The sequence below is a fragment of the Wolbachia endosymbiont of Laodelphax striatellus genome (assembly GCF_007115015.1).
In the GTDB taxonomy this organism is placed as follows: Bacteria; Pseudomonadota; Alphaproteobacteria; order Rickettsiales; family Anaplasmataceae; genus Wolbachia.
The window spans coordinates 955,154-975,307 of record NZ_MUIX01000001.1 but is presented as its reverse complement, the minus strand read 5'-3'; the positions used below and the strand labels follow the sequence as shown (position 1 = coordinate 975,307).

The window sequence follows — 20,154 nt, the reverse complement described above, 5'->3', positions numbered from 1 at the left end:
AATCATTTAAAAATATAAGTTAAGTTACTATCCTCTCTTCAATTATATGACGAAAATGTCTGATTAATCCTTGAACTGGCCAAGCTGCAGCATCGCCAAGTGCACAAATTGTATGCCCTTCTATTTGAGTTGTAAGGTCAAGTAGCTTATCTACTTCACCAGGTTTAATATTTCCTGCTACCATTCTTCTCATAATTCTCCACATCCATCCAGTGCCTTCACGGCATGGTGTACATTGTCCGCAGGACTCATGCATATAGAAATGTGATAATCTTTCTATTGCAGCTATTATGTCAGTTGATTTATCCATCACTATTACAGCAGCAGTACCAAGCCCTGATTTTGCAGCCCTTAATGAATCAAAATCCATTTCAATAGTATCACATATAGATTTTGGAATTAATGGGACTGAAGACCCACCAGGTATTACAGCAAGTAAATTATCCCAACCTCCTCTCACTCCACCTGCGTATTTTTCAATTAATTCACGCAGTGAAATTCCGAGCTCTTCTTCAACATTACATGGATTATTTACATGCCCTGAAATGCAAAAAACCTTAGTGCCAGTATTATTTGGTTTACCCAGAGATGCAAACCACTCTCCTCCGCGACTTAGAATATCTGGAACCATGGCTATAGTTTCAACGTTGTTTATTGTGGTTGGGTAGCCAAAAAGTCCAACACCCGCAGGGAATGGAGGTTTCATGCGAGGAAAGCCTTTTTTTCCTTCAATTGATTCAAGTTGAGCTGTTTCTTCTCCACATATATAAGCTCCTGCACCTCTGTGAATGAATACATCAAGATCATAACCTGATTTGCAGGCATTTTTTCCAATTAAGTTTTCTTTATAGGCTTCCTCAAGTGCTTTTTTTAGAACTAAATATTCATTATAAAATTCACCCCTAATATAAATATACGCAGCTGACGCATTGATTGCTCTTCCAGCCAGAAGAATCCCCTCAATTAGCTTGTGTGGTTCATATCGCAGTATATCTCTATCCTTACATGTACCAGGTTCTGACTCATCTGCATTGACTACTAAATACGCTTTTAAAGGATTTTTAGGCATAAAGCTCCACTTAAGGCCAGTAGAAAATCCTGCACCCCCTCGACCTCTCAAGCCAGATTTCTTTACTTCATCAATGATTTTTTCTGATCCTAAATCCAGTAATTCCTTTGTTTTTTGCCAACTACCACGTTTTTTTGCACCTTCAAGTAGTGGTGTTTCTCTACCATTTAAGTTTATGAATATTTTATCCTGTTCTTTTAGCATGCTTTTAAGATTCTAAGTGATCCCGACGCGATTCGAACGCGTGACCCACTGATTAAAAGTCAGTTGCTCTACCGGCTGAGCTACGGGATCATTTTATTTTTCAGCTACACTAAACAGTAATATAGTTTTTATCTGTTTTAATCAAACTAAAATTTTCATGCGTGATTAAATAAATTATATAATGTACTGCGTTAGTGATAATTTAGTTAAAAATTTTTGAAGACTTCTTATTAATTTTCAATTCACAGATTCATTTGGCAAAGCTGACGTACAACTCTAAAAAGATAGAGAATTTTACATAACTGCAGAATTTGTGAACTATTTAGCAATAGATAAATATTTCTTGCATTTCAGCCTGAGTGATTTATGCTTTAAGCAAGAATTGGGGGCATAGCTCAGCTGGTAGAGCATCTGTTTTGCACGCAGAAAGTCAGCGGTTCGATCCCGCTTGCCTCCACCAGTCTATATTAGCTCTAGCACGCCACAAAACCTGTCAAAACAGCTTATTTTAATCTAGGAGTGTTTTATACTAGTTTCCTAAAAAATCCCTCTTTCTGTAACTTTTCTTTATGCAAGTAATGTTTGTTATTATAATTCTGATATATACTAACTTAACAATAAATTAATCAATAAATGTTAGAATACTAACAATTAATTTATTGGTAATGCCTATGAGTGGAAAGAAACATGTTTTTAAGATGGTGCCTGGGAAAAAATTGCTCAACGCAACCAAATGGAAGATATTGCAAGATCAGGTGGACAACAATAAGATACCTGAAGATCAAGTGGATAGCAAAGGGCTAACTTGGAATAAGCTTGCTAAAGTTGGGTTCATACCACTGGATGATGAAAGTGATATAGCACTAGATTTACCTATAAAATTTTGTGGTCCTCAGGGGAATGCAAGAGTTGTTTCCTGCGTACAGGAAGGTGAAGAAGATTTAGCAGGAGAAAATTATAATTGTGATAATAATGAAGATCTATTCACAAATTGTAAGGTTTTTATTGGGAGAAGTGTTAGACATATTGAACTAGATTATGTAAATAATCCGCATTCCTTTGCATATATCAATGTGACCTTACCCAGAAAAAGTAGACAGAAAGTTAAGACGTTTTTGCTATGAGAATGATGAATCAAAAAGCTCAGGAATGCAATAGTTAATAGTAGAATGTCTACGCTGTTTATTATAAAAAATTTCTATATATTCAAATATTGCGGTTTTAGCTTGTTGTACAGAGTGTTGTGAAGTATCAATGAGTAACTCTCTCTTAAGTGAACTAAAAAAGCTCTCTGAAACAGCATTATCATAACAACAACCTTTGTGACTCATACTAGAAGTAATATTTTTTGTACTTAGTAAAAATTGATAATTTTTAGAGGTGTATTGCGATCCTTGATCGCTATGAAATAGTAGATTTTTAGGAGATTTGCGCCTACCAATAGCCATGAATAACGCATCTATAACTAATTGCCTATTTACTGCATTACTCATTGACCACCCAATCACCATGCGTGAATATAAATCTATTATTGCTGCCAAATATAACCATCCTTCATTAGTTTTTATGTACGTAATATCAGTTACCCATATCTTGTTAGGTTGATCAGCGATGAAATTCTGATTTAATATGTTAGGAGTTATAACTCTATTGTCTATTTGTGGTTTTTTACTTTTAAACTTTCGTCTAAGCTTAGCTTGAATGCCATTTTTCTGCATAATATTTTGCACTGTTTTGATGTTATAATTTTTACCTAAAGCCTTTAATTCAGCGTGAATTTTAGGAGCTCCGTATCTGCATTGTGATGATCGATATACCTTCTGAATATCTTGTATGAGCTCTTCTCTTATTGATTTTTTGTTGTTTTTTTCCTTAGTAATCCATTTATAATAACCACAAGCAGATACGTTCAAAAATCTGCATAATTCCCGTATTTTATAGCAGTTTTCATGTTCTTTTATAAAAGAATATTTTACTCTTTTTGGTTTGCAAAATATCCCAGGGCTTTTTTTAAAATGTCTCTTTCCCTCGTTACTCTTGCCAGCTCTTTCTTTAAATCAAACTTTTCTTTGTCACAATGAGCTACTTTCCCCTTTCCTGGAAACGCATCTACTCCAGACATTCTATCATTGTATGTTTTTACCCATCTGCTTACCGCTAATACCCAAATCTCTTGCTATTTTTGCTGATGATTGACCTGTTTCTTTTACTAGTCTTATAGCTTCAATTTTGAATTCTGCTGTATATTCTTTTCTTTTTGTCATACCACACCTCTTTGAAAAAACGTTTTATTTTACTTCAAAAACGTCTTAACTTTCTGTCTACTTTTTCTGGGTAAGGTCAATGACCAACTAATGAAGTTATCACTGACCAACCAGGCTATAGAAACTTTTTCTTCTAACGTAAAACGCAGTCGAATTTTCCTTGATATACAACCAGTAGAACATCAATATGTAACATGGGAAGAGTCAGATACCGATAAATATTATTTCTCAGATGATCAAGGAAATATTATCAATTCACTTGACAATGAAGCACTTCAATATATTAAATTGCACAGCAGGGAACAAACAATAAAGGATATAATATCATCTAATATACCAGAAGACATAACACTATCAAACACGTTTACCAAAGTTCTTGTTGAAGGCCTAACAGATGAGCAACTAAAGATTTTTGCCAATATTCTTAGTAATAAGCAACTCCGAGCTTTAGTAGATCATCTAACCAATCACCAATTACAAACCCTCGCTCAGGAACTAAATCCAGAAAAATTACAAATAATTGTTCCTATTTTAAATGATGCTCAGCTTGAAGCTCTAGTGAGGGACTTAAATCCAGAGCAAGTAAAAGAAATTTTACCTCACTTAAAAGTGGATCAGTTCAAAGGTGTGCCGTAGAGACACAAAGAATGCTTAAAAATGAGCAAACTAAGTGCAAAGCTGCACAATAGATGAGGGTGGGCCCCTCGAAGTCGGTTTGCAAGAATAGGCTTCAAACAGCCATAAGCTGCTGTGGTAAAGAGCTATGGTAGTGAGCGTTATGGAAAAGGTGCAATTATGCATCATGTGTAAAATAGAGAGGCGAATGAAAATGAACCACTGATGAAGTGTCGAAATTCCAAAGACGACGTCAAAACCATGGGCTCTTGAATCTCTTGGGATAAACCTATCAGGAACTTGTTTACTGGATAGGTGGCGTCCGGCATAGAGGTGGCGTGAATCTATTTTAGGCTATTGTGTGGAACTGCGGGAACCTGTCGTTTCGATGATAAGGGAGAAATTCGAGGAGCTAAACTCTAAGGATGAGAGTACCGATGCGGAAAACAGGGGCGGATCGGCTCGTAGTAGTGAAGAAGTTTCTGTAATGGAAATGGAGCGAAGGGGCTGAGTTATTTAGTTTTAATTATTTATCAACCGAAAGGGAGGAGTTAATGAATAAAACAAAGTCTTTTGATATACCGAAGCAACTTATTTGGAGAGCTTATAAACAAGTATCGAAAAATAAAGGTGCTGCAGGTGTAGATGAGGTTTCGATAACAAAGTTTGAGGAAAATCTAAAAGATAATCTGTACAAACTATGGAATCGGATGTCATCCGGAAGTTATTTTCCAGAGCCAGTAAAAGCTGTGGCAATACCGAAGGATACGGGAGGAGGACAAAGAATTTTAGGTGTTCCTTCAGTATTCGACAGGATAGGGCAAACGGCAGCTTCTATGTATCTTGAGCCGCTAGTAGAGCCAAAATTCCACGAGGATTCATATGGTTATAGACCGAATAAATCTGCACTGGATGCGGTAGATACAGCACGCAAGAGATGCTGGAGGTACGATTGGACGATAGATCTTGATATAACCGGATTTTTCGACAATCTGGATCACGAATTAGTTTTACAAGCTATCAAGAAACATACAAACTGCAAATGGGTCATACTGTATGTTGAGAGGTGGATGAAAGCCCCTATTCAACAAGCAGATGGCACTAGGGAAGTGAGGAATAAGGGAGTTCCGCAAGGAGGTTCTGTAAGCCCAATCATTTCTAACATATTTATGCATCATGCGTTTGATATGTGGATGAGGCAAAACTACCCCACAATACCATTTGAAAGGTATGTTGATGATGCAATACTGCACTGCAAAACTAAGAGACAGGCAGACTTTATGAGAGTAAAGATTGAAGAAAGATTGGCTGAGTATAAGCTAAAGTTGCATCCTGAAAAGACACGGATAGTGTACTGTAAGAATAGCAACAGGAAGAATACATTTCCTATACAAAGCTTTGATTTTCTAGGATATACCTTTAGACCTAGAGGAGCAAAGAGCAAAATAGGGGAATATTTTGTTGGATTTCTACCTGCAATTAGCAATAAGGCCAAGAAAAAGATCACTCAAACCATAAGGTCATGGAAAATACATAGATTTACAGGAAAGAAGTTGGAGGAAATATCAAAGGAAGTAAATCCAATAGTCAGAGGCTGGTGTCAGTATTATGGCAGGTTTTACCAAACGGAGATGTATAAACTTCTTAATAATGTAGAGCGGCATCTAGAAAAGTGGGTAAGTAAGAAATATCTGATTGGAAAAAGACTAGCAAGGAAACTTCTAGGAAAAATGAGAACAGAAAATCCGAATACTTTTTACCACTGGAGGTTGGTATGGTAATCAAAGTACTGAATAATGGGAGCTGTGTGAATCGAGAGGTTCATGCACAGTTCTGTGAGGGGCTGGTGGGGAAGTTCCACTGGTCTACTCGACCACTTATTAAAACTTTAAATGACGAGCAATTTACAGTGCTTGCAAAAGATTTGGCTGAGCACCACTTGACAATACTTTCCAAAGAATTAGAAGGTGATCAGTTAAAAGCTTTAGTAAATAACCTGCAGGAAGACCAACTGAAAGACTTAGTTAATAAACTCGACCATAAGAAACTCGAAGCAATAGCTCAGGACTTAACCGATCCTAATAGGATTCAAACTATTATTAAGTCTTTAGCTGACAATCCAGGTAAACTTCAAGCCTTTGCTCGCAATATGTCTAATAAGCAGTTTAAGGAACTTTTGGATAACGTAGGTGCAGAAGAGCTTAAAGAGATTATTCACAAACTGCCTTATGAGAAAGTGACAGCTGTGATTGGTGATCTCAGCAATCAAGATCAGTCTAAAGCTATTATTGATGCATTAAAAGGGAAACTTGACGAGCAGAGTAAACAGAACGAGGAAATGATTGAGATGCTCAAGCAAATTAAGGACAATATCCCAGAAATCGGACAGGCCCCAGACTTCACAATAGTAGACATTAATAATGACTCACTGTTATTTGTATAGTAGTGATTTATAAAGATAAGTAGTTTTTTATAGGAGGTAACTATTATGAGTAAAAGTACAGAATTATATTCTAGTGAAGAAGTTGAATCAAATAATACATTACAACTTTCGAAGCCGGCGTTTAATAAACCAAATGTTGCAATACCAGAAATAAAGAAGATTACTACTAAAAGCGTACCAGATGGAATTGATATAACTAAGGTTATGGAAGAAAAAGAGATTAATGCTATACCGACGATCACGGTAAGCGTTAAGAATCTTAAAAATTTTTATGATGGTCTGATGAAAAGTATTAATAAATATAATGATGATGTAAGTGATGTGATTACAAGCGGCATAGTAAGACCACTGTCATCAACTATAGAAAACATAGGCACAAAGACAAGCGAGATAGACGCTAAACTTAAAGATCTTCAGGCTAGACTTGATAATATACCAGAGACTGGAGAAGCTCCTCCATTATTCCATGTTACTGGCGAAGAGAACAGATTGCTTTAATAAAAAAGGTAACAGCTTGCTAGCAGGCTGTTACTCTTTCCACATACCATTTCAATATAGCTAGGTTAAGGAATCTATTTTAAAACTTTCGGCTTATAGTTCTCATCATGTTTTGCAAACACCGTATCTGCAAGAAAAGTACTATTATCAAACATTTTACCTTGCACAACAACACCACTTTTTTCTGAAAACATTGGTGGAAGTATTCCCTGATATTTCACCACAACGCTTTTGTTAAAATCTGTCATCTGAAAAACTACTTCGCTTTCGCTCCGTATCACGCTATTTTCAACAACCATTCCACCAACACGGATTGGCTTTTGATTATTTGGTAAAACTATTGCCTCACTTACTGTATAGAAAAATGAGATATTTTCTTTGAGCGTTGTTAAAATAAAAAAAACTGCACAACTTAAAAAGCAGAAAATTCCTGAAGTTATAAGTAATCGCTTATGTTTCTTCTTCATTGTTGCTTTTAAGACTTTCTAAGTTTTTTTTACTTTTTATATAGCAAGAAACGGTAAAAATCAAATTTCCACCAATCAGTATGAAACTAATAAGGTAAGCAAAAATTACATATGTATTCATAATGCACTGCCAATAAATAACTCACCTGCATCAAAATAAATTAAGCTTCCATCCTTTTGCTGCAATACCAATTTACCACTTTTATCTATATCAGCAAAAATTCCTTCATACAATTTGTCAGCTAACTTTACACTGATTTGCTCATTCATTTTGAATGCTTTTTTTAACCACATTTCTCTTATAGCATAAAACCCATCAAATAGCCATTGCTTTCTTAGCTTATTAAAATTTATTATTAATTCCTTTAATAGATCCATGTTAGACACAGATTCACCGTAATTGCTAATGCACGTTGTGCCTGGAAGTGGCGCATGATTGACATTAATTCCAATTCCTATAATGAGCCAATTTGAATTGGATTTTTTTTCAAGCAATATTCCGCTTATTTTCTTGCCATCGATTAGAACATCATTTGGCCATTTATATTGAAGATTGAGATCGTTTATGAATGGATCTCTTGTCATCCCAGTGCTTTGACACTGGGATCCAGAAGAAAAAGTATGGATTCCAGTGTCACGCACTGGAATGACACCGCAGTGGGTTTGATTATTCAAGAAATTTAACGATAATAAAGTATTCCCTACAGCAAGAGCAGTAACAAAAGTCAATTCTGTTAATTTGCTTAAATTTTCTCTGTCATTCCAGCGTGTGACGCTGGAATCCAGTAATTGAATATTACACCGTGGAGCTTGCAAAAGATTTATCACCAAACTCGCATAAAAATTACCCTCGAGAGAAATCCAGCTTTTTCTAGTGCGCCCCCTACCTTCTGTTTGTTTATCAGCAATAATGACAGTTTCATTAGATATCCCTTTCTCAATTAAATCCAATGCTTCTTTATTAGTACTTGAAACTTCTTTGTAGTAATGAATATGAAAGCACTCAAATACTTCAGGGATCATTTTCTTAATTCTATCAAAAATTATCCAGAAAAACTGTTGCTACGGTTAGCAGAACTTGATAATACAGGTGATTGCATACTGCTATATGGAGTCCTATTGTCATTTACGTTATAGGACGTTGCTTCAGGACCACTTTCCACACCTTCAATTATTGAGGTTAAAGATGGTTTATATTGGTAAGCTAGTGATGGTGTAATTGAATCACCCCAATTAGTATCCCAAGAAGTATAACTATTTGTCATACTAGCATGATTAGAACAAGACGCAGATGTAGTTATTGAAACGTCAGTTGAAGTTACACTACATACATCATCAGCTTTGTGAAAATCAATACTATTAGGCTGTTGCTGTTTACGTTGATCAAGTGCTACCCGTAGTTTAGCAAACATTGGTAAGCTAGTCAATGCTTGATCTAGACTGTTTAGAGGAGAAGACGTGCTTGGATAAGAAGGCAATGAATCTAATAATGTGTTCTCTCTAGTTTGTTCGCATGGAACCCTATTATCATTTACATCATAGGACATTGCTTCAGGACCGCTGTTAACATTTGTTTCAGTAAGTGGAAATTCCCGTTCGTAATTAGGGGCTTCCCCTGCATTCTCAGAAAGTCTAGTATAATTTACTTCATAATCAACGCTATCAAAAATTTTTTTATTTACATCATATAAAAGCTCCTTCTCTGGTTGAAAAGACTGCACTGATGGATTATCACTTCCTAAGCTTGCTTGTAGACTCTCTGATTCTTGTATTGATGAAAACATAGAAGTATGACAACTGCTAGAGCAATTACGCATAAGAGATACCCGTCTTCGATACTCGAATATATCATGAACATTATTTAGTTCAGAAAAAAACCTAACTCCTCCTGACCGTTCTTCTAATTCTTGGGTGATACTAACACTAGGAAGGCTATTGTTGGCAATTATTGAGTCCTCAAAGTCACTGCCCCAGGAAACGTCAATATCTATTGTACTAGCCTGATTAGGTTGTTGCCTTCTTTCATTTAATGCATAACTAAGCCCCAAGGCCAGTTTTGCATTATGTAAAGTCTGAGATTGTTGGGGCAAATATATTGGAAGTGACATATGTTCTTGATAATTTTTGATGGAATTACTACCATCTCCCAAATTGTTGTGCGCATCCACAACAATTGACGGCAATTCAGGAAACGATTTGAGTTGATCCATGCTATTTAGAGGCGAGGTGGGTTCTGGATATGGTGGCAACGATTCCTCTGTTTGTTTAGCTTGCTGATCAGCACCTTTAACCATAACGTTTTCAGGTTGCGGTGTTTCTGTTTCTTCCACTGCTGGTGGTTGTTGTGGAATAGGAATAACCGACTTTTCAGACTCTTGCGAAAGCAACGGTGGCGTAGGAGTAGGTGCATCTTTTTCTTGTACTAGACTTTGTCCTTTTTCTTCATTTTTACTTCTTGGTTCGCTACTAACCTTATTAGATTTACCCTTACTGCGTATGGCGGAAATAGTAAATGCTGCTAATGTAATTACTGAAGCTAATGCAGAAACTACAGAAATGGCAAAAATTGCCAGAGGAGCTGTAGAAATTACAATACCAAATTTAATTACTAAAGCAACATAAGGAAAATATAAAACAGCTACAGTGCTCGATCCTCCTAGCAAGAGAGCGGCAATTGAAAATTTCAAAACAGTTTTTCCTTTACTCATTGTTCACTACACCATATTAATTAATCACTAATTATAAACACTAAATTGTTAATTTGTCAATGAATTAATCAATGAGTAAAGATCTTCTACATACAAGAAAAGAACGAGGTTGATCACTGAAGCTACTGAAGTGATCATGAATAGACCCTTAGAATAAGCAACCTTATTACCACTAGCTTTATCGAAATACATAATTTTTATGACATTTAAATAATAGTAGCATGATATCACACTCGCTATTACAAGGATCAAAGACAGGCTGATAAAGCCAGAATTTATTAAACTTTTGAATATAAAAAATTTAGCGATAAAACCTGCAAGTGGAGGTATTCCCGACATTGAAAGTAACAGTACAGAAAGATGAAATGCTACAATTGGGCGTTTCTTTCCTATACCAGATAAACTTGCAACATCACAATCATCATCGTCAATTTGTACGAGATATGAGAATAGCCCTATGCTTGTGATGATATATATCACCAGATACATTAAGGCACTATCTGTTCCTGCTTGTGTAAAAATAGAAAGTGAAGCAAATATAAAACCAATGTGACCAATTGAACTGTAAGCAAGCAGCCTTTTTAAGTTTTGCTGACGCAATGCCCCAAAAGCTGAGATAAGCACAGACAATGCTGAAACGTATAAGAAAATAGGCTGAACATAACTTTTTACATTTACTAACTCTTCATTCATCAATCGAATTAAAAATGTTACAAGTGCAGCTTTTGGGGCCGTAGAAAAAAACGCAGTTACTATGGTAGGTGCACCTTGATAGACATCTGGAGCCCACATATGAAAAGGAGCAATAGCAAGCTTGAAACACAAACCAATAAGGATAAAAACTAACCCAAAAACTATTCCATAAGTTATCTGATGGTTTTGCAAGAATGAACCGAGCTCAGAGAAATTAACTTGTCCTGTATATCCATAAAGCAGCGACATTCCATATAGCATAATGCAGGAAGATAGTGCACTAAGTGTAAAATATTTCACTCCTGCTTCACATGAATAAGCTGAATCTTTATTAAAGCTCGCAAGAACATACAAAGATATACTCATCAACTCAAAAGCTAAATAAAAAGAAATCAGGCTATTTGCTGAAACTAAGGTTATCATGCCAAATAGCCCAAAAAGAATCAGTATTGAAAATTCATATTTATAGTCATATTTTGATAAATTCAGCAGCAAAAGTATTAAAATTCCTGTGCTGAGAATTAACCCTTGGGCTGACCTGATGTATAAATTGAGTTTTAACAACGAATTAAAGAGAAAAATTTCATTATTTTCTGCCGAAATAATTAAAATAATCAAAGTTACCACTGTGCAGCCAAGTGCTAATAAGTTGATAGTTCGGCGGTTAAATATAATTCCAAGCAGTAGCAACACTAATGAGGAGATAATAGAGAACGTTTCCGGCAATATCTGTATATAATTCATAGCGCATTATATTTTACTAACAAATTTGCCATACATGGCTTCAAATAATTCAGTGCAAGAGTTGGGTAAAATCCAAGCAAAATAACAAACACTGCAAGCAAAATTAAGACAGAAAATTCTATGCTATCCAAGCGATCATTTAATAATTTAGAATAGCTAACCCCCCATATTATTTGCTTACATAAATTCAGCATATAAACTGCGCTTAAAATAGTGCCAAGTGCGATAAATCCTGTAAAAAACCCTATGCTCTTAAACATTCCAACCATAGCCAAAAACTCGCCTATAAACCCAGATGTTCCGGGTAGCCCTATTGAAGCCATTGAAAATAAAATGAACATAAAACCAAATTTTGGCATTGTATTTACTATGCCAGAATACTTTGCAATTTCCAAAGTTCCAGTTCGAGTATATAACATTCCAACACACAAAAACAAAGCAGCAGAAATAAGGCCATGACTAATCATTTGAAATACGCTACCCAGCACTCCTTCCTCACAAAATGAAAAGAGGCCAGCGGTAACGATTCCCATATGTGCTATTGAAGAATAAGCTATTAACTTCTTTATATCATTTTGAGCAAACGCAACTAGAGAAGCATATATCACCGCAATAATGCTCAGCACAACAACAAAATTTGAAAAATACAAACTTGCCTGAGGAAGCATTGGAATAGAAAACCTGAAAAATCCATATCCTCCCATTTTAATAAGCAAGCCAGCTAAAATCACAGACCCAGAAGTTGGTGATTGCACATGTGCATCAGGAAGCCAAGTGTGAAATGGAAACATTGGGACTTTTATTGCAAAAGAAATAAAAAATGCAATCCACAGCAATGACTGTACTCCAAGATCAAGGCTTGGCACTAATGTGGCTAATTTTTGTATATTAAACGTCCCAAAAATGCTATAGATGTACACTAATCCAAGTAGAAATAATAATGAGCCAGTTAATGTATAAAGAAATAACTTAAACGTTGCATATACCCTGTGTTTTCCTCCCCAAATGCCAATAATAAAGAACATTGGTATTAAAACAGCTTCAAAAAACACATAAAAGCTTATAGCATTCAGTGAAACGAAAAACCCGACTACAAAACTCTCAAGCAGTAGAAATAATGCCATATAGGCTTTTAGGTTCGTATAACTCATTTTGCAGTTATAGAGTATACAAATTACAAACAAGAAAGTTGTAAGCAGAAGGAAAGGCAACGATATACCATCTATCCCTATTCCTACATTCTTGATTGGATAGCTGACAAACTGAAAGTCCGCATTGTTATAATCAAATTCTATACAAGTTACAATGCTAAGCAAAAATGGAAGTATAGTAAAAAATAGGGCAAGGAATCTTAGGTGTATAGATTGATGATTAATCCTGATCGAGGATAAAATCAACGCTCCTATCAGTGGAAGCAAGAATATACTAAGTAACAACACCTTCTATTTAATTCCAATAATATATAAAGCACCGATTATTAAAGTAACAAACATAATAAATGCATAATCAAATATATAACCAGTTTGTAACTTTATAGAACTTTTTGAACATTCATTAACCAACCTTACAACACCATTTGGTCCAAATGAATCAATAGCCTTAACATCAAACTTCCATAGAAGCCTAGATATAAACCTTATCGGTGCAATTATAACAAACTCATACACCTCATCAAAGTACCATTTATTCTGCAAAAACTTAAGTAAAAATTTACTCTTAATTTGCCTAATTACTTGATATTGGTAAATCAGGTACGCAAGAGCTATTCCACTTAGGCTCGCTAAGGTTGGCAGCAGTTTTATAAAGAAATTATGAACTCCATGCTCATCAATTACCATTAAACTTGATTTCCAAAACGCATTACTAGTTATGTTCAAAATATTTGCTCCCCACACTCCAGAAAATACCGATCCAAAAGCAAGTATCAGTAATGGTATAAGCATAATCTTTGGTGCCTCATGTATATTAATTTTACTTTGTTTTTGGCTATGGAACACAAGAAGCAATAACCTCCAAGAGTAAAACGCTGTGAAGAATGCAACAACTAAGCTTATTACAAAAGCAAAGCTATCCGTGCTATAAGCATGTTCAATTATCAAGTCTTTTGAGTAAAAACCTGCAAATGGAAATATTCCAGAAAGTGCAAGAGACCCAATCCACATGAGAGTGTAAGTGCAAGGGATTTTCTTCCAGCAATTTCCCATTTTCTGAATATTTTGCTCATGATGCATTGCATGAATCACATTGCCAGCACCAAGAAATAGTAGAGCTTTAAAAAAAGCGTGTGTCATTAAATGAAAAATAGCAACATTGTAAGCAGAAAGCCCACATGCCATGAACATATAACCAAGTTGACTGCAGGTTGAATAAGCAATTATTTTCTTTATATCGTTCTGAGTAATTGCAACGGTGGCTGCAAAAAAAGCAGTGAGTGCTCCAACGATAACTATTAATTCTCGTGCCACATTTGATAACTCAAACAATGGAGAACACTTTGCTACTAAAAATATACCTGCTGTTACCATCGTTGCTGCGTGAATGAGTGCAGAAACAGGTGTTGGCCCTTCCATTGCATCTGGCAACCAAACATGTAAACCAAGCTGTGCAGATTTACCCATACAGCCAATAAAAAGTAATATGCATATTATATGAATTATTTTAAATTCACAGCAGAATGCTCTAATGTTCTGCGTGCCAAGAAAATCAGCTGTGTCAAAAATTTCAGTAAATTTCAAAGAGTGAAATGTATAATAAATGAGAAAGATCCCAATCAATAGTGCAAAGTCTCCTACCCTATTCACAACAAATGCTTTAATTGCCGCATTATTTGCAGAATATTTTTGGAACCAAAATCCTATGAGTAAATAAGAACATAGGCCAACCCCTTCCCAGCCAAAAAAAAGCTGCACGAAATTATCGCTTACAACCAGCACAATCATGCAAAACGTAAATAGCGATAGGTAAGAAAAAAACCTCGACTTCCCTTTGTCATGCTCCATATAACCGATAGAATAGAGGTGGACTACTAGTGAAACGGTGGTAATAACAATAAGCATTAAGGATGAGAGAGCATCCACACTAATTGCCCAATTTACTTTTAATACACTTAATGAAAATAGAGGAAATAAACTCAAGTGATAATTTTCAGAGAAGGTGAGAAAAACATACCAAGATAAAACTGCAGATATTCCAATCCCTGCCGTTGTAACTAACTGACTTTTTCTAAAAAATGCTCCAAACAATGAACCAAAAAGTGGCAGAAATACTATTAATTTCAGTATATCCATCATACTTTCATTCTTTCATTAAATTTGCTTGTTCAACTTCTATATTGCCACGGCTTCTATAATATACAACCAATATTGCAAGCCCAACTCCTGACTCTGCTGCCGCAACAGTCAACACAAACATCACAAAAATTTGCCCAACTATATCATTCATAAAGGCAGAAAAAGCAACTAAATTGATGTTAATCGCCAGCAATAATATTTCTATTGATAACAGTATGTTGATTATGCTCTTACGGTTAATGAAAATACCACACACTCCAATAGTGAACAAAAGAGCAGCAATTATCAAAAAGTGATTTAATCCTATTTCCATTCCACTCCTTTTCCAAATTTAGCCTTAATCAATTTTACAGATGAAGATTGTGTCAATTGCTTTAACACGTTCTGTTTTCTAACTCCTTTTTTCTTTTCCTGCAAAGTAAGAGCGATTGCACCAACAATTGCAACAAGCAGCAGAATACCAGAAAGATGAAAAGCGTACATGTAGTCAGTGTAGAGCAAATTACCGATAGCTTTCACGTTATTGGTATTATAGTTTATAACATTACTTATATTCGGTGCTGAGCTGCGAATTACAAAGCTGATGATTAGAAAAAACACAACACATAATATAGCACCAAGAGTGAAATGCTTTGCAAAACCCTGATGCAATCTTATGTAGTCGATATCGAGCATCATAACTACAAAGAGGAATAACACTGCAACTGCACCGATATATACTATTAGCACCATCATAGCAATGAATTCAGCTTCAAGGAGAATAAAAAGCACTGCAGAGTTAACGAAAGTGAAAATTAAAAATAACACTGCATGCACAGGATTCCTTACGCTAATTACACAAACAGCAGATAAGATGCTTAGAATTGCAAAAGAATAAAAGAAAAAAGGCATTGATACTTTAACTGCAACAATAGTTACTAATTTAAAGTGACTATTGTTGTGAAGTCAATATTATATTAAACGTTTGAAAACATTGTACTATAAAACCCTAGCTCCATTTTAAGTGATTATATAGAGCGTTTCCTAAGCGTTTCATCAATACAATAAACACTTAACTTACTCTTGACCATTTTAATTTATTAACATATAATATATGTATATTAATAATCAGCGGTAGCTCAAAATGTACAACATATTTGGTTATTTAAAAAACAACAATAGTTCTAACACACAAAGTAGCAGACTAGATGGAGAAAGTTATCAATACACTACAAGAGACTATATGACAATTTACTTTAATAACACACTAGCAAGTTTCAGTAGATCATTGAGAGAATTTAAAGAAAAAGCGTATGGATTTATGTATGATATCGGAACTTGGTTGAAAGAAACATATGAAAGTCTTACTGAACGACCTGCAACACATAATCACTATACCCCAAAAGAAAAACTCCTTGTTGAAGTTGAAGAAATAGAAATGAAGGAACTAAATCGTACATATAAGCCATTCCAAACTCCACCTACTCACCCAACAAGCAGAAGTTTTGGTGCCAATAACTCAAATCAAGTTGTTGCTACTCGACATACACCTGAAGCTACTAAAACAAGATAGATCTACGCTTAAATATCTAGTACTTGAATAAGTTGAATGTTATGTTCAATAAGACCTTTACAATATTTGGATCATAGGTTTAACTTTATGAAGTTATAATCTATAGAGCTTCAATGAACGATTATCTCTCACTGTTAAATCCAGAGCAACAATTAGCTGTAACTAACGTGAATGGACCAGTTTTGATACTAGCAGGAGCCGGAACCGGAAAAACAAGAACGATCACTTCAAGAATAGCGCACATAATTAGGAACGGTCACGCTTATTCTGATGAAATATTAGCAGTTACATTTACAAATAAAGCAGCAAATGAGATGGTATCAAGGGTACTTGAGCTAACAGGAACAAACATACCATCGCTTGGCACTTTCCATGCAATTGCAGCAAAAATTCTACGTCATCATGCTGAAGTCGTGGGGCTGAATTCCAATTTTACAATTATTGGTGTGGATGATCAATTACAGGTAATAAAAAACATCATGAATGAAATCAGCCCTGATTACCTATCAGAAAAATGTAAGACCATTATGAATATTATTCAGCAATGGAAAGAGAAGTGTTTGTTGCCGTCTGAAGTGGAAGACGTTCAATCATTTAGGCCAGTGTACGTAACTGCACTCAAAGTCTATTACCAGTATCAGGAAAGGTTAAAGTTCCTTAACTCTGTCGATTTCGGTGACCTACTGCTATACAATATACAACTTTTTAATCAAAAGACCGAAATTTTGTCCTACTACCAAAACAAGTTTAAATATATCATGGTAGATGAATATCAAGACACAAATGCAATACAATATCTTTGGCTAAAATACCTTGCAAAAGAGCACTCAAATATTTGTTGTGTAGGAGATGATGATCAATCGATATACAGTTGGCGTGGTGCAGAAGTTGAAAATATTTTGAAGTTTTCTGATGATTTTAAAAATGCAAAAATCGTAAAATTAGAATGTAACTACAGGTCAACATCACATATACTTGCAACTGCATCATATATTATCAATCACAATAAGACTCGATTAGAGAAAAAGTTGTGGACAACAAATATTGAAGGAGAAAAGGTAAGTCTAATAAAATTGTGGGACGGAAAAGCTGAAGCAAGGTTTATAAGCGAACAGATATTAAAGCTCAATAAATACAGATTTAGTGACATTGCAGTGCTTGTAAGAGCTACTTTTCAAACTAGAGTCATGGAAGAGCATTTTATAAAGTATTCAATTCCCTATAAGATTATAAGTGGCGTAAAATTCTACGAACGTCAAGAAGTAAGGGATATAATCGCATATTTAAGGCTTGTTACAAATAATAACGATGACCTTGCCTTTGAAAGGATCGTAAATCGTCCAAAAAGAAGTATAGGAGCTACAACTCTCAAGAAGATATACACAACTGCCCAAGATAACAAGACTTCTTTTTTTGAAGCAGCAAAAATATTAGTTGATGGTAATCAGGTGACTGAGAGAATAAAACTCTCACTAAATGATTTTTTAAATAAAATAAAAGCTTGGGAAGAAATGGTAAATGTGAAACCACTCTATGAGTTTGTAAAAAATATAGCAAGTCAATCAGGGTATATTGAAATGCTTGAAGATGAAGGAGTAACAGGTTTAGCACGAATAGAAAATGTCAAAGAGCTTATTTCATCTTTGAAGAATTTTGACAACGCTACAACCTTCTTGGAGCACATAAGTTTAGTGATGGAAGTGGATAATATGAATAGCGATGACACTGTATATGTTATGACTCTTCACGCATCTAAAGGTCTAGAATTCCCTTGTGTGTTTTTACCTGGCTGGGAAGAAGGATTATTCCCTCATCAAAGATCTTTTGAGGATAAAAGCGGTAAAGCTTTAGAAGAAGAAAGAAGACTTGCATATGTTGGCATAACCAGAGCAAAAGAAAGGTTGATCATTTCATGTGCAGACAGAAGGGAAATGAATAACCAATGGCAACCAATGTACACTTCTCGATTCATCAAAGAGTTACCAAGGGAAAATGTTGAGGTCATTAAGAGTAACATTGCTTACTGCTGAAGCTATAATTCCAGATAAACATACCTTGCAAATCTGAGCTACCTCAATTATATATTTCTTCTGGTAAAAATTCTCTGATGGTCTTAAATAAAATTTTCAGTGAATGATTATCAGACATATTGTGCTCTGCTGATTTTATTAAGTGTACTTCAACGTCTGTTGATTTGATTTTTTTAGCTAAATTTAATGAAATTTGATAAGGAATATCTCTATCGTTAATGCTGTGCAATAAACGCACAGGACAGTTTATATCTATTGTTTCTTGATTTAAAAGGAGATTCTTTCTGCCATCCTCGATCAAATTTTTAGTTATTTTGTATGCGCAGTGCCCTGAAGTAAAATCTATTACACCTTTAGAACATAGCTCTTCTTTTTGCCTACCCGACAATTGATTAAATATTAAATCTTCAGTGAAGTCAGGAGCAGACGATATACCAATTAGCGCTGCAGTTTTTTCTGGAAATTGAAGAGCAGTGAGCAACATCAGCCATCCTCCCATACTTGAGCCTATAATTATTTGTTTGCTGCTAGTTAATTCGCTTATCACTTTAGCACAATTTTTTTGCCAATCACTTATTGTATAATCAGCGAAGTCACCGCTTGAATTACCGTGGCCAAAATAATCAAAGAGCACAAGTGCTACATCATTTTCTTGGCAAAATTTGTAAATGGCAGTTGCTTTAGTTCCATCCATATTGGATGCAAAACCACCAAAAAAAACTATGGAAGCTTTCTTTCCTTGTAGCTTTCGATATGCTATATGGTCATTACTTCCATTAAGTAATTTACAATAATTCATACTACTTTGGCAAGGCAACCGGACTATCGCTCACCGAACGCAAATAGCTGACTAGATCTGCAATTTCTTGTGGATTGGAAATGCCTGCAAATGCCATACGTGTACCTTTTATATAGGCTTTTGGATTTTTTAAAAAAGTAAATAATTCTTCATATCCCCATATTCCACCTTTTTCAAGCAATGCTTTTGAGTAATTGAACGAATTGCCAAGATGGGCCTTTTTATTTCCAACTACGTTCCACAAGTTTGGTCCTACTTTATTCATTCCACCTTTCTCAAAACTGTGGCAAGCTATACATTTTTTTGCTGCTGACTTCCCCTTTTCAAAGCTAGCATTTTGCATGAGCTCCCCAATATCAAATGCCACTTGTTCAATCTTTTGCTGAGGCTCATTGCTGGCTGCTACTATTGTTTGGTGTTCAATTTTATAATCCTCTGGGTTATAGAGCATATCAACTACATTACTAACTATCATAATTATTAATCCAGAAAGTAAAATCGATGCTGCAATCTTATTAAGCTCCATAGTTAATTCTTATCAAGTAATGTTACTTAAATTATGCAAATATTTTCGCAAACAGCAAACAATTACCTTTATTCCACCAAAGATAGAAATTTCTATTACTTAGTTAATAGATCGCAATTCTGATGCTAAAGTAACTCCGTGGTCCAGTCACATACTGGTCCGGAATAATATATTCAAATAGATTTCCTGCAAACCTGTCTGCAATGATTGAAACTGGAACCACTGCTATAATGTTCGTTTGCTTGACCTAAG

19 protein-coding genes, 2 tRNA genes and 2 pseudogenes are annotated in these 20,154 nt (G+C 35.1%); 9 read left to right on the top strand and 14 right to left on the bottom strand.

All coding sequences use genetic code 11. The features are described from left to right. Positions 1-19: 19 nt before the first annotated feature. A complete protein-coding gene (gene nuoF / locus BVG17_RS04635) occupies positions 20-1,273 on the bottom strand; it encodes an NADH-quinone oxidoreductase subunit NuoF (protein ID WP_063630983.1) in 1,254 nt (417 codons plus the stop codon). 17 nt (positions 1,274-1,290) lie between these two features. Then, positions 1,291-1,363 (bottom strand) — tRNA-Lys (locus tag BVG17_RS04630). Between the two features lie 294 nt (positions 1,364-1,657). Between BVG17_RS04630 and BVG17_RS04625 the strand changes: the two genes are divergently transcribed. Both BVG17_RS04625 and BVG17_RS04620 read left to right on the top strand, forming a co-directional pair. After that, a tRNA-Ala gene (locus BVG17_RS04625) sits at positions 1,658-1,733 on the top strand. Positions 1,734-1,944: 211 nt separating this feature from the next. After that, positions 1,945-2,397, top strand: coding sequence for a hypothetical protein (locus BVG17_RS04620; RefSeq protein WP_063630982.1), 453 nt, complete (start codon positions 1,945-1,947; stop codon positions 2,395-2,397). Here BVG17_RS04620 and BVG17_RS09200 read toward each other — a convergent pair. Then, a pseudogene (locus BVG17_RS09200) lies at positions 2,392-3,537 on the bottom strand (IS3 family transposase). The gene BVG17_RS04620 and the pseudogene BVG17_RS09200 sit on opposite strands and share 6 nt — an antisense overlap. A gap of 90 nt (positions 3,538-3,627) precedes the next feature. Here BVG17_RS09200 and BVG17_RS04605 point away from each other — a divergent pair. From BVG17_RS04605 to BVG17_RS04590, 5 genes and pseudogenes are all read left to right on the top strand, one after another. Beyond that, on the top strand, positions 3,628-4,173 hold the full coding sequence (locus BVG17_RS04605) for a hypothetical protein (protein WP_143688854.1): 546 nt from the start codon (positions 3,628-3,630) through the stop codon (positions 4,171-4,173). Positions 4,174-4,540: 367 nt separating this feature from the next. Beyond that, positions 4,541-4,663 (top strand): hypothetical protein, encoded by a 123-nt coding sequence (locus BVG17_RS09985; protein WP_255447004.1) that lies wholly within the window; start codon positions 4,541-4,543, stop codon positions 4,661-4,663. Positions 4,664-4,706: 43 nt separating this feature from the next. After that, positions 4,707-5,933, top strand: a complete 1,227-nt coding sequence (gene ltrA / locus BVG17_RS04600; RefSeq protein WP_143688717.1) for a group II intron reverse transcriptase/maturase — start codon at positions 4,707-4,709, stop codon at positions 5,931-5,933. Between the two features lie 89 nt (positions 5,934-6,022). Continuing rightward, positions 6,023-6,595 (top strand): annotated as a pseudogene (locus BVG17_RS04595) (MgtE intracellular N domain protein); the annotation flags it as partial. 45 nt (positions 6,596-6,640) lie between these two features. After that, positions 6,641-7,093, top strand: coding sequence for a hypothetical protein (locus BVG17_RS04590; RefSeq protein ID WP_063630976.1), 453 nt, complete (start codon positions 6,641-6,643; stop codon positions 7,091-7,093). A 74-nt stretch (positions 7,094-7,167) separates the two neighbouring features. On the opposite strand, the gene ccmE is transcribed toward BVG17_RS04590, so the two are convergent. Genes ccmE through BVG17_RS04550 form a run of 9 tightly spaced genes read right to left on the bottom strand, consistent with a single transcriptional unit; the run spans position 7,168 to position 15,886 of the window. Then, on the bottom strand, positions 7,168-7,560 hold the full coding sequence (gene ccmE / locus BVG17_RS04585) for a cytochrome c maturation protein CcmE (protein ID WP_063630975.1): 393 nt from the start codon (positions 7,558-7,560) through the stop codon (positions 7,168-7,170). Continuing rightward, a complete protein-coding gene (locus tag BVG17_RS08820) occupies positions 7,544-7,681 on the bottom strand; it encodes a CcmD-like small membrane protein (protein WP_162848924.1) in 138 nt (45 codons plus the stop codon). The genes ccmE and BVG17_RS08820 overlap by 17 nt, the downstream gene beginning before the upstream one ends. After that, the gene (locus BVG17_RS04580) at positions 7,678-8,583 is read right to left on the bottom strand and encodes a biotin--[acetyl-CoA-carboxylase] ligase (protein WP_063630974.1); all 906 of its coding nucleotides are present in this window, start codon (positions 8,581-8,583) and stop codon (positions 7,678-7,680) included. Before BVG17_RS04580 ends, BVG17_RS08820 begins: the two co-directional genes overlap by 4 nt. 20 nt (positions 8,584-8,603) lie before the next feature. Further along, a complete protein-coding gene (locus tag BVG17_RS04575) occupies positions 8,604-10,268 on the bottom strand; it encodes a hypothetical protein (RefSeq protein WP_063630973.1) in 1,665 nt (554 codons plus the stop codon). A 48-nt stretch (positions 10,269-10,316) separates the two neighbouring features. Beyond that, positions 10,317-11,705 carry an NADH-quinone oxidoreductase subunit N gene (locus tag BVG17_RS04570; RefSeq protein WP_063630972.1) on the bottom strand — a complete coding sequence of 463 codons (1,389 nt, stop codon included), beginning with the start codon at positions 11,703-11,705 and terminating at the stop codon, positions 10,317-10,319. Next, the gene (locus BVG17_RS04565; RefSeq protein ID WP_063630971.1) at positions 11,702-13,144 is read right to left on the bottom strand and encodes a complex I subunit 4 family protein; all 1,443 of its coding nucleotides are present in this window, start codon (positions 13,142-13,144) and stop codon (positions 11,702-11,704) included. Before BVG17_RS04565 ends, BVG17_RS04570 begins: the two co-directional genes overlap by 4 nt. Positions 13,145-13,147: 3 nt before the next feature. After that, complete coding sequence (gene nuoL, locus BVG17_RS04560; protein WP_063630970.1) at positions 13,148-14,995, bottom strand: NADH-quinone oxidoreductase subunit L; 1,848 nt, start codon at positions 14,993-14,995, stop codon at positions 13,148-13,150. A 4-nt stretch (positions 14,996-14,999) separates the two neighbouring features. Next, a complete protein-coding gene (nuoK, locus tag BVG17_RS04555) occupies positions 15,000-15,308 on the bottom strand; it encodes an NADH-quinone oxidoreductase subunit NuoK (protein ID WP_017531987.1) in 309 nt (102 codons plus the stop codon). Continuing rightward, complete coding sequence (locus tag BVG17_RS04550; protein WP_063630969.1) at positions 15,299-15,886, bottom strand: NADH-quinone oxidoreductase subunit J; 588 nt, start codon at positions 15,884-15,886, stop codon at positions 15,299-15,301. The genes nuoK and BVG17_RS04550 overlap by 10 nt, the downstream gene beginning before the upstream one ends. A gap of 232 nt (positions 15,887-16,118) precedes the next feature. On the opposite strand from BVG17_RS04550, the gene BVG17_RS04545 reads away from it, so the two are divergent. Beyond that, positions 16,119-16,547 carry a WD_0964 family protein gene (locus BVG17_RS04545; RefSeq protein ID WP_063630968.1) on the top strand — a complete coding sequence of 143 codons (429 nt, stop codon included), beginning with the start codon at positions 16,119-16,121 and terminating at the stop codon, positions 16,545-16,547. Positions 16,548-16,660: 113 nt separating this feature from the next. Beyond that, positions 16,661-18,577, top strand: coding sequence for an ATP-dependent helicase (locus tag BVG17_RS04540; protein WP_063630967.1), 1,917 nt, complete (start codon positions 16,661-16,663; stop codon positions 18,575-18,577). A 43-nt stretch (positions 18,578-18,620) separates the two neighbouring features. On the opposite strand, the gene BVG17_RS04535 is transcribed toward BVG17_RS04540, so the two are convergent. Beyond that, positions 18,621-19,376 carry an alpha/beta hydrolase gene (locus BVG17_RS04535; RefSeq protein WP_063630966.1) on the bottom strand — a complete coding sequence of 252 codons (756 nt, stop codon included), beginning with the start codon at positions 19,374-19,376 and terminating at the stop codon, positions 18,621-18,623. Between the two features lies 1 nt (position 19,377). After that, positions 19,378-19,902, bottom strand: a complete 525-nt coding sequence (locus BVG17_RS04530) for a c-type cytochrome (protein ID WP_017531992.1) — start codon at positions 19,900-19,902, stop codon at positions 19,378-19,380. Between the last annotated feature and the right edge of the window lie 252 nt (positions 19,903-20,154).

Coding starts and splice junctions, on each gene's coding strand:
- BVG17_RS04620 (WP_063630982.1), top strand. CDS start 1,945: ATGAGTGGAAAGAAACATGTTTTTAAGATGGTGCCTGGGAAAAAATTG.
- BVG17_RS04535 (WP_063630966.1), bottom strand. CDS start 19,376: ATGAATTATTGTAAATTACTTAATGGAAGTAATGACCATATAGCATAT.
- ccmE (WP_063630975.1), bottom strand. CDS start 7,560: ATGAAGAAGAAACATAAGCGATTACTTATAACTTCAGGAATTTTCTGC.
- nuoK (WP_017531987.1), bottom strand. CDS start 15,308: ATGGAAATAGGATTAAATCACTTTTTGATAATTGCTGCTCTTTTGTTC.
- BVG17_RS04605 (WP_143688854.1), top strand. CDS start 3,628: ATGAAGTTATCACTGACCAACCAGGCTATAGAAACTTTTTCTTCTAAC.
- BVG17_RS04570 (WP_063630972.1), bottom strand. CDS start 11,705: ATGAATTATATACAGATATTGCCGGAAACGTTCTCTATTATCTCCTCA.
- nuoL (WP_063630970.1), bottom strand. CDS start 14,995: ATGATGGATATACTGAAATTAATAGTATTTCTGCCACTTTTTGGTTCA.
- BVG17_RS04530 (WP_017531992.1), bottom strand. CDS start 19,902: ATGGAGCTTAATAAGATTGCAGCATCGATTTTACTTTCTGGATTAATA.
- BVG17_RS04580 (WP_063630974.1), bottom strand. CDS start 8,583: ATGATCCCTGAAGTATTTGAGTGCTTTCATATTCATTACTACAAAGAA.
- BVG17_RS04540 (WP_063630967.1), top strand. CDS start 16,661: ATGAACGATTATCTCTCACTGTTAAATCCAGAGCAACAATTAGCTGTA.
- BVG17_RS04550 (WP_063630969.1), bottom strand. CDS start 15,886: ATGCCTTTTTTCTTTTATTCTTTTGCAATTCTAAGCATCTTATCTGCT.
- BVG17_RS04545 (WP_063630968.1), top strand. CDS start 16,119: ATGTACAACATATTTGGTTATTTAAAAAACAACAATAGTTCTAACACA.
- BVG17_RS04575 (WP_063630973.1), bottom strand. CDS start 10,268: ATGAGTAAAGGAAAAACTGTTTTGAAATTTTCAATTGCCGCTCTCTTG.
- BVG17_RS08820 (WP_162848924.1), bottom strand. CDS start 7,681: ATGAATACATATGTAATTTTTGCTTACCTTATTAGTTTCATACTGATT.
- ltrA (WP_143688717.1), top strand. CDS start 4,707: ATGAATAAAACAAAGTCTTTTGATATACCGAAGCAACTTATTTGGAGA.
- nuoF (WP_063630983.1), bottom strand. CDS start 1,273: ATGCTAAAAGAACAGGATAAAATATTCATAAACTTAAATGGTAGAGAA.
- BVG17_RS04590 (WP_063630976.1), top strand. CDS start 6,641: ATGAGTAAAAGTACAGAATTATATTCTAGTGAAGAAGTTGAATCAAAT.
- BVG17_RS09985 (WP_255447004.1), top strand. CDS start 4,541: ATGATAAGGGAGAAATTCGAGGAGCTAAACTCTAAGGATGAGAGTACC.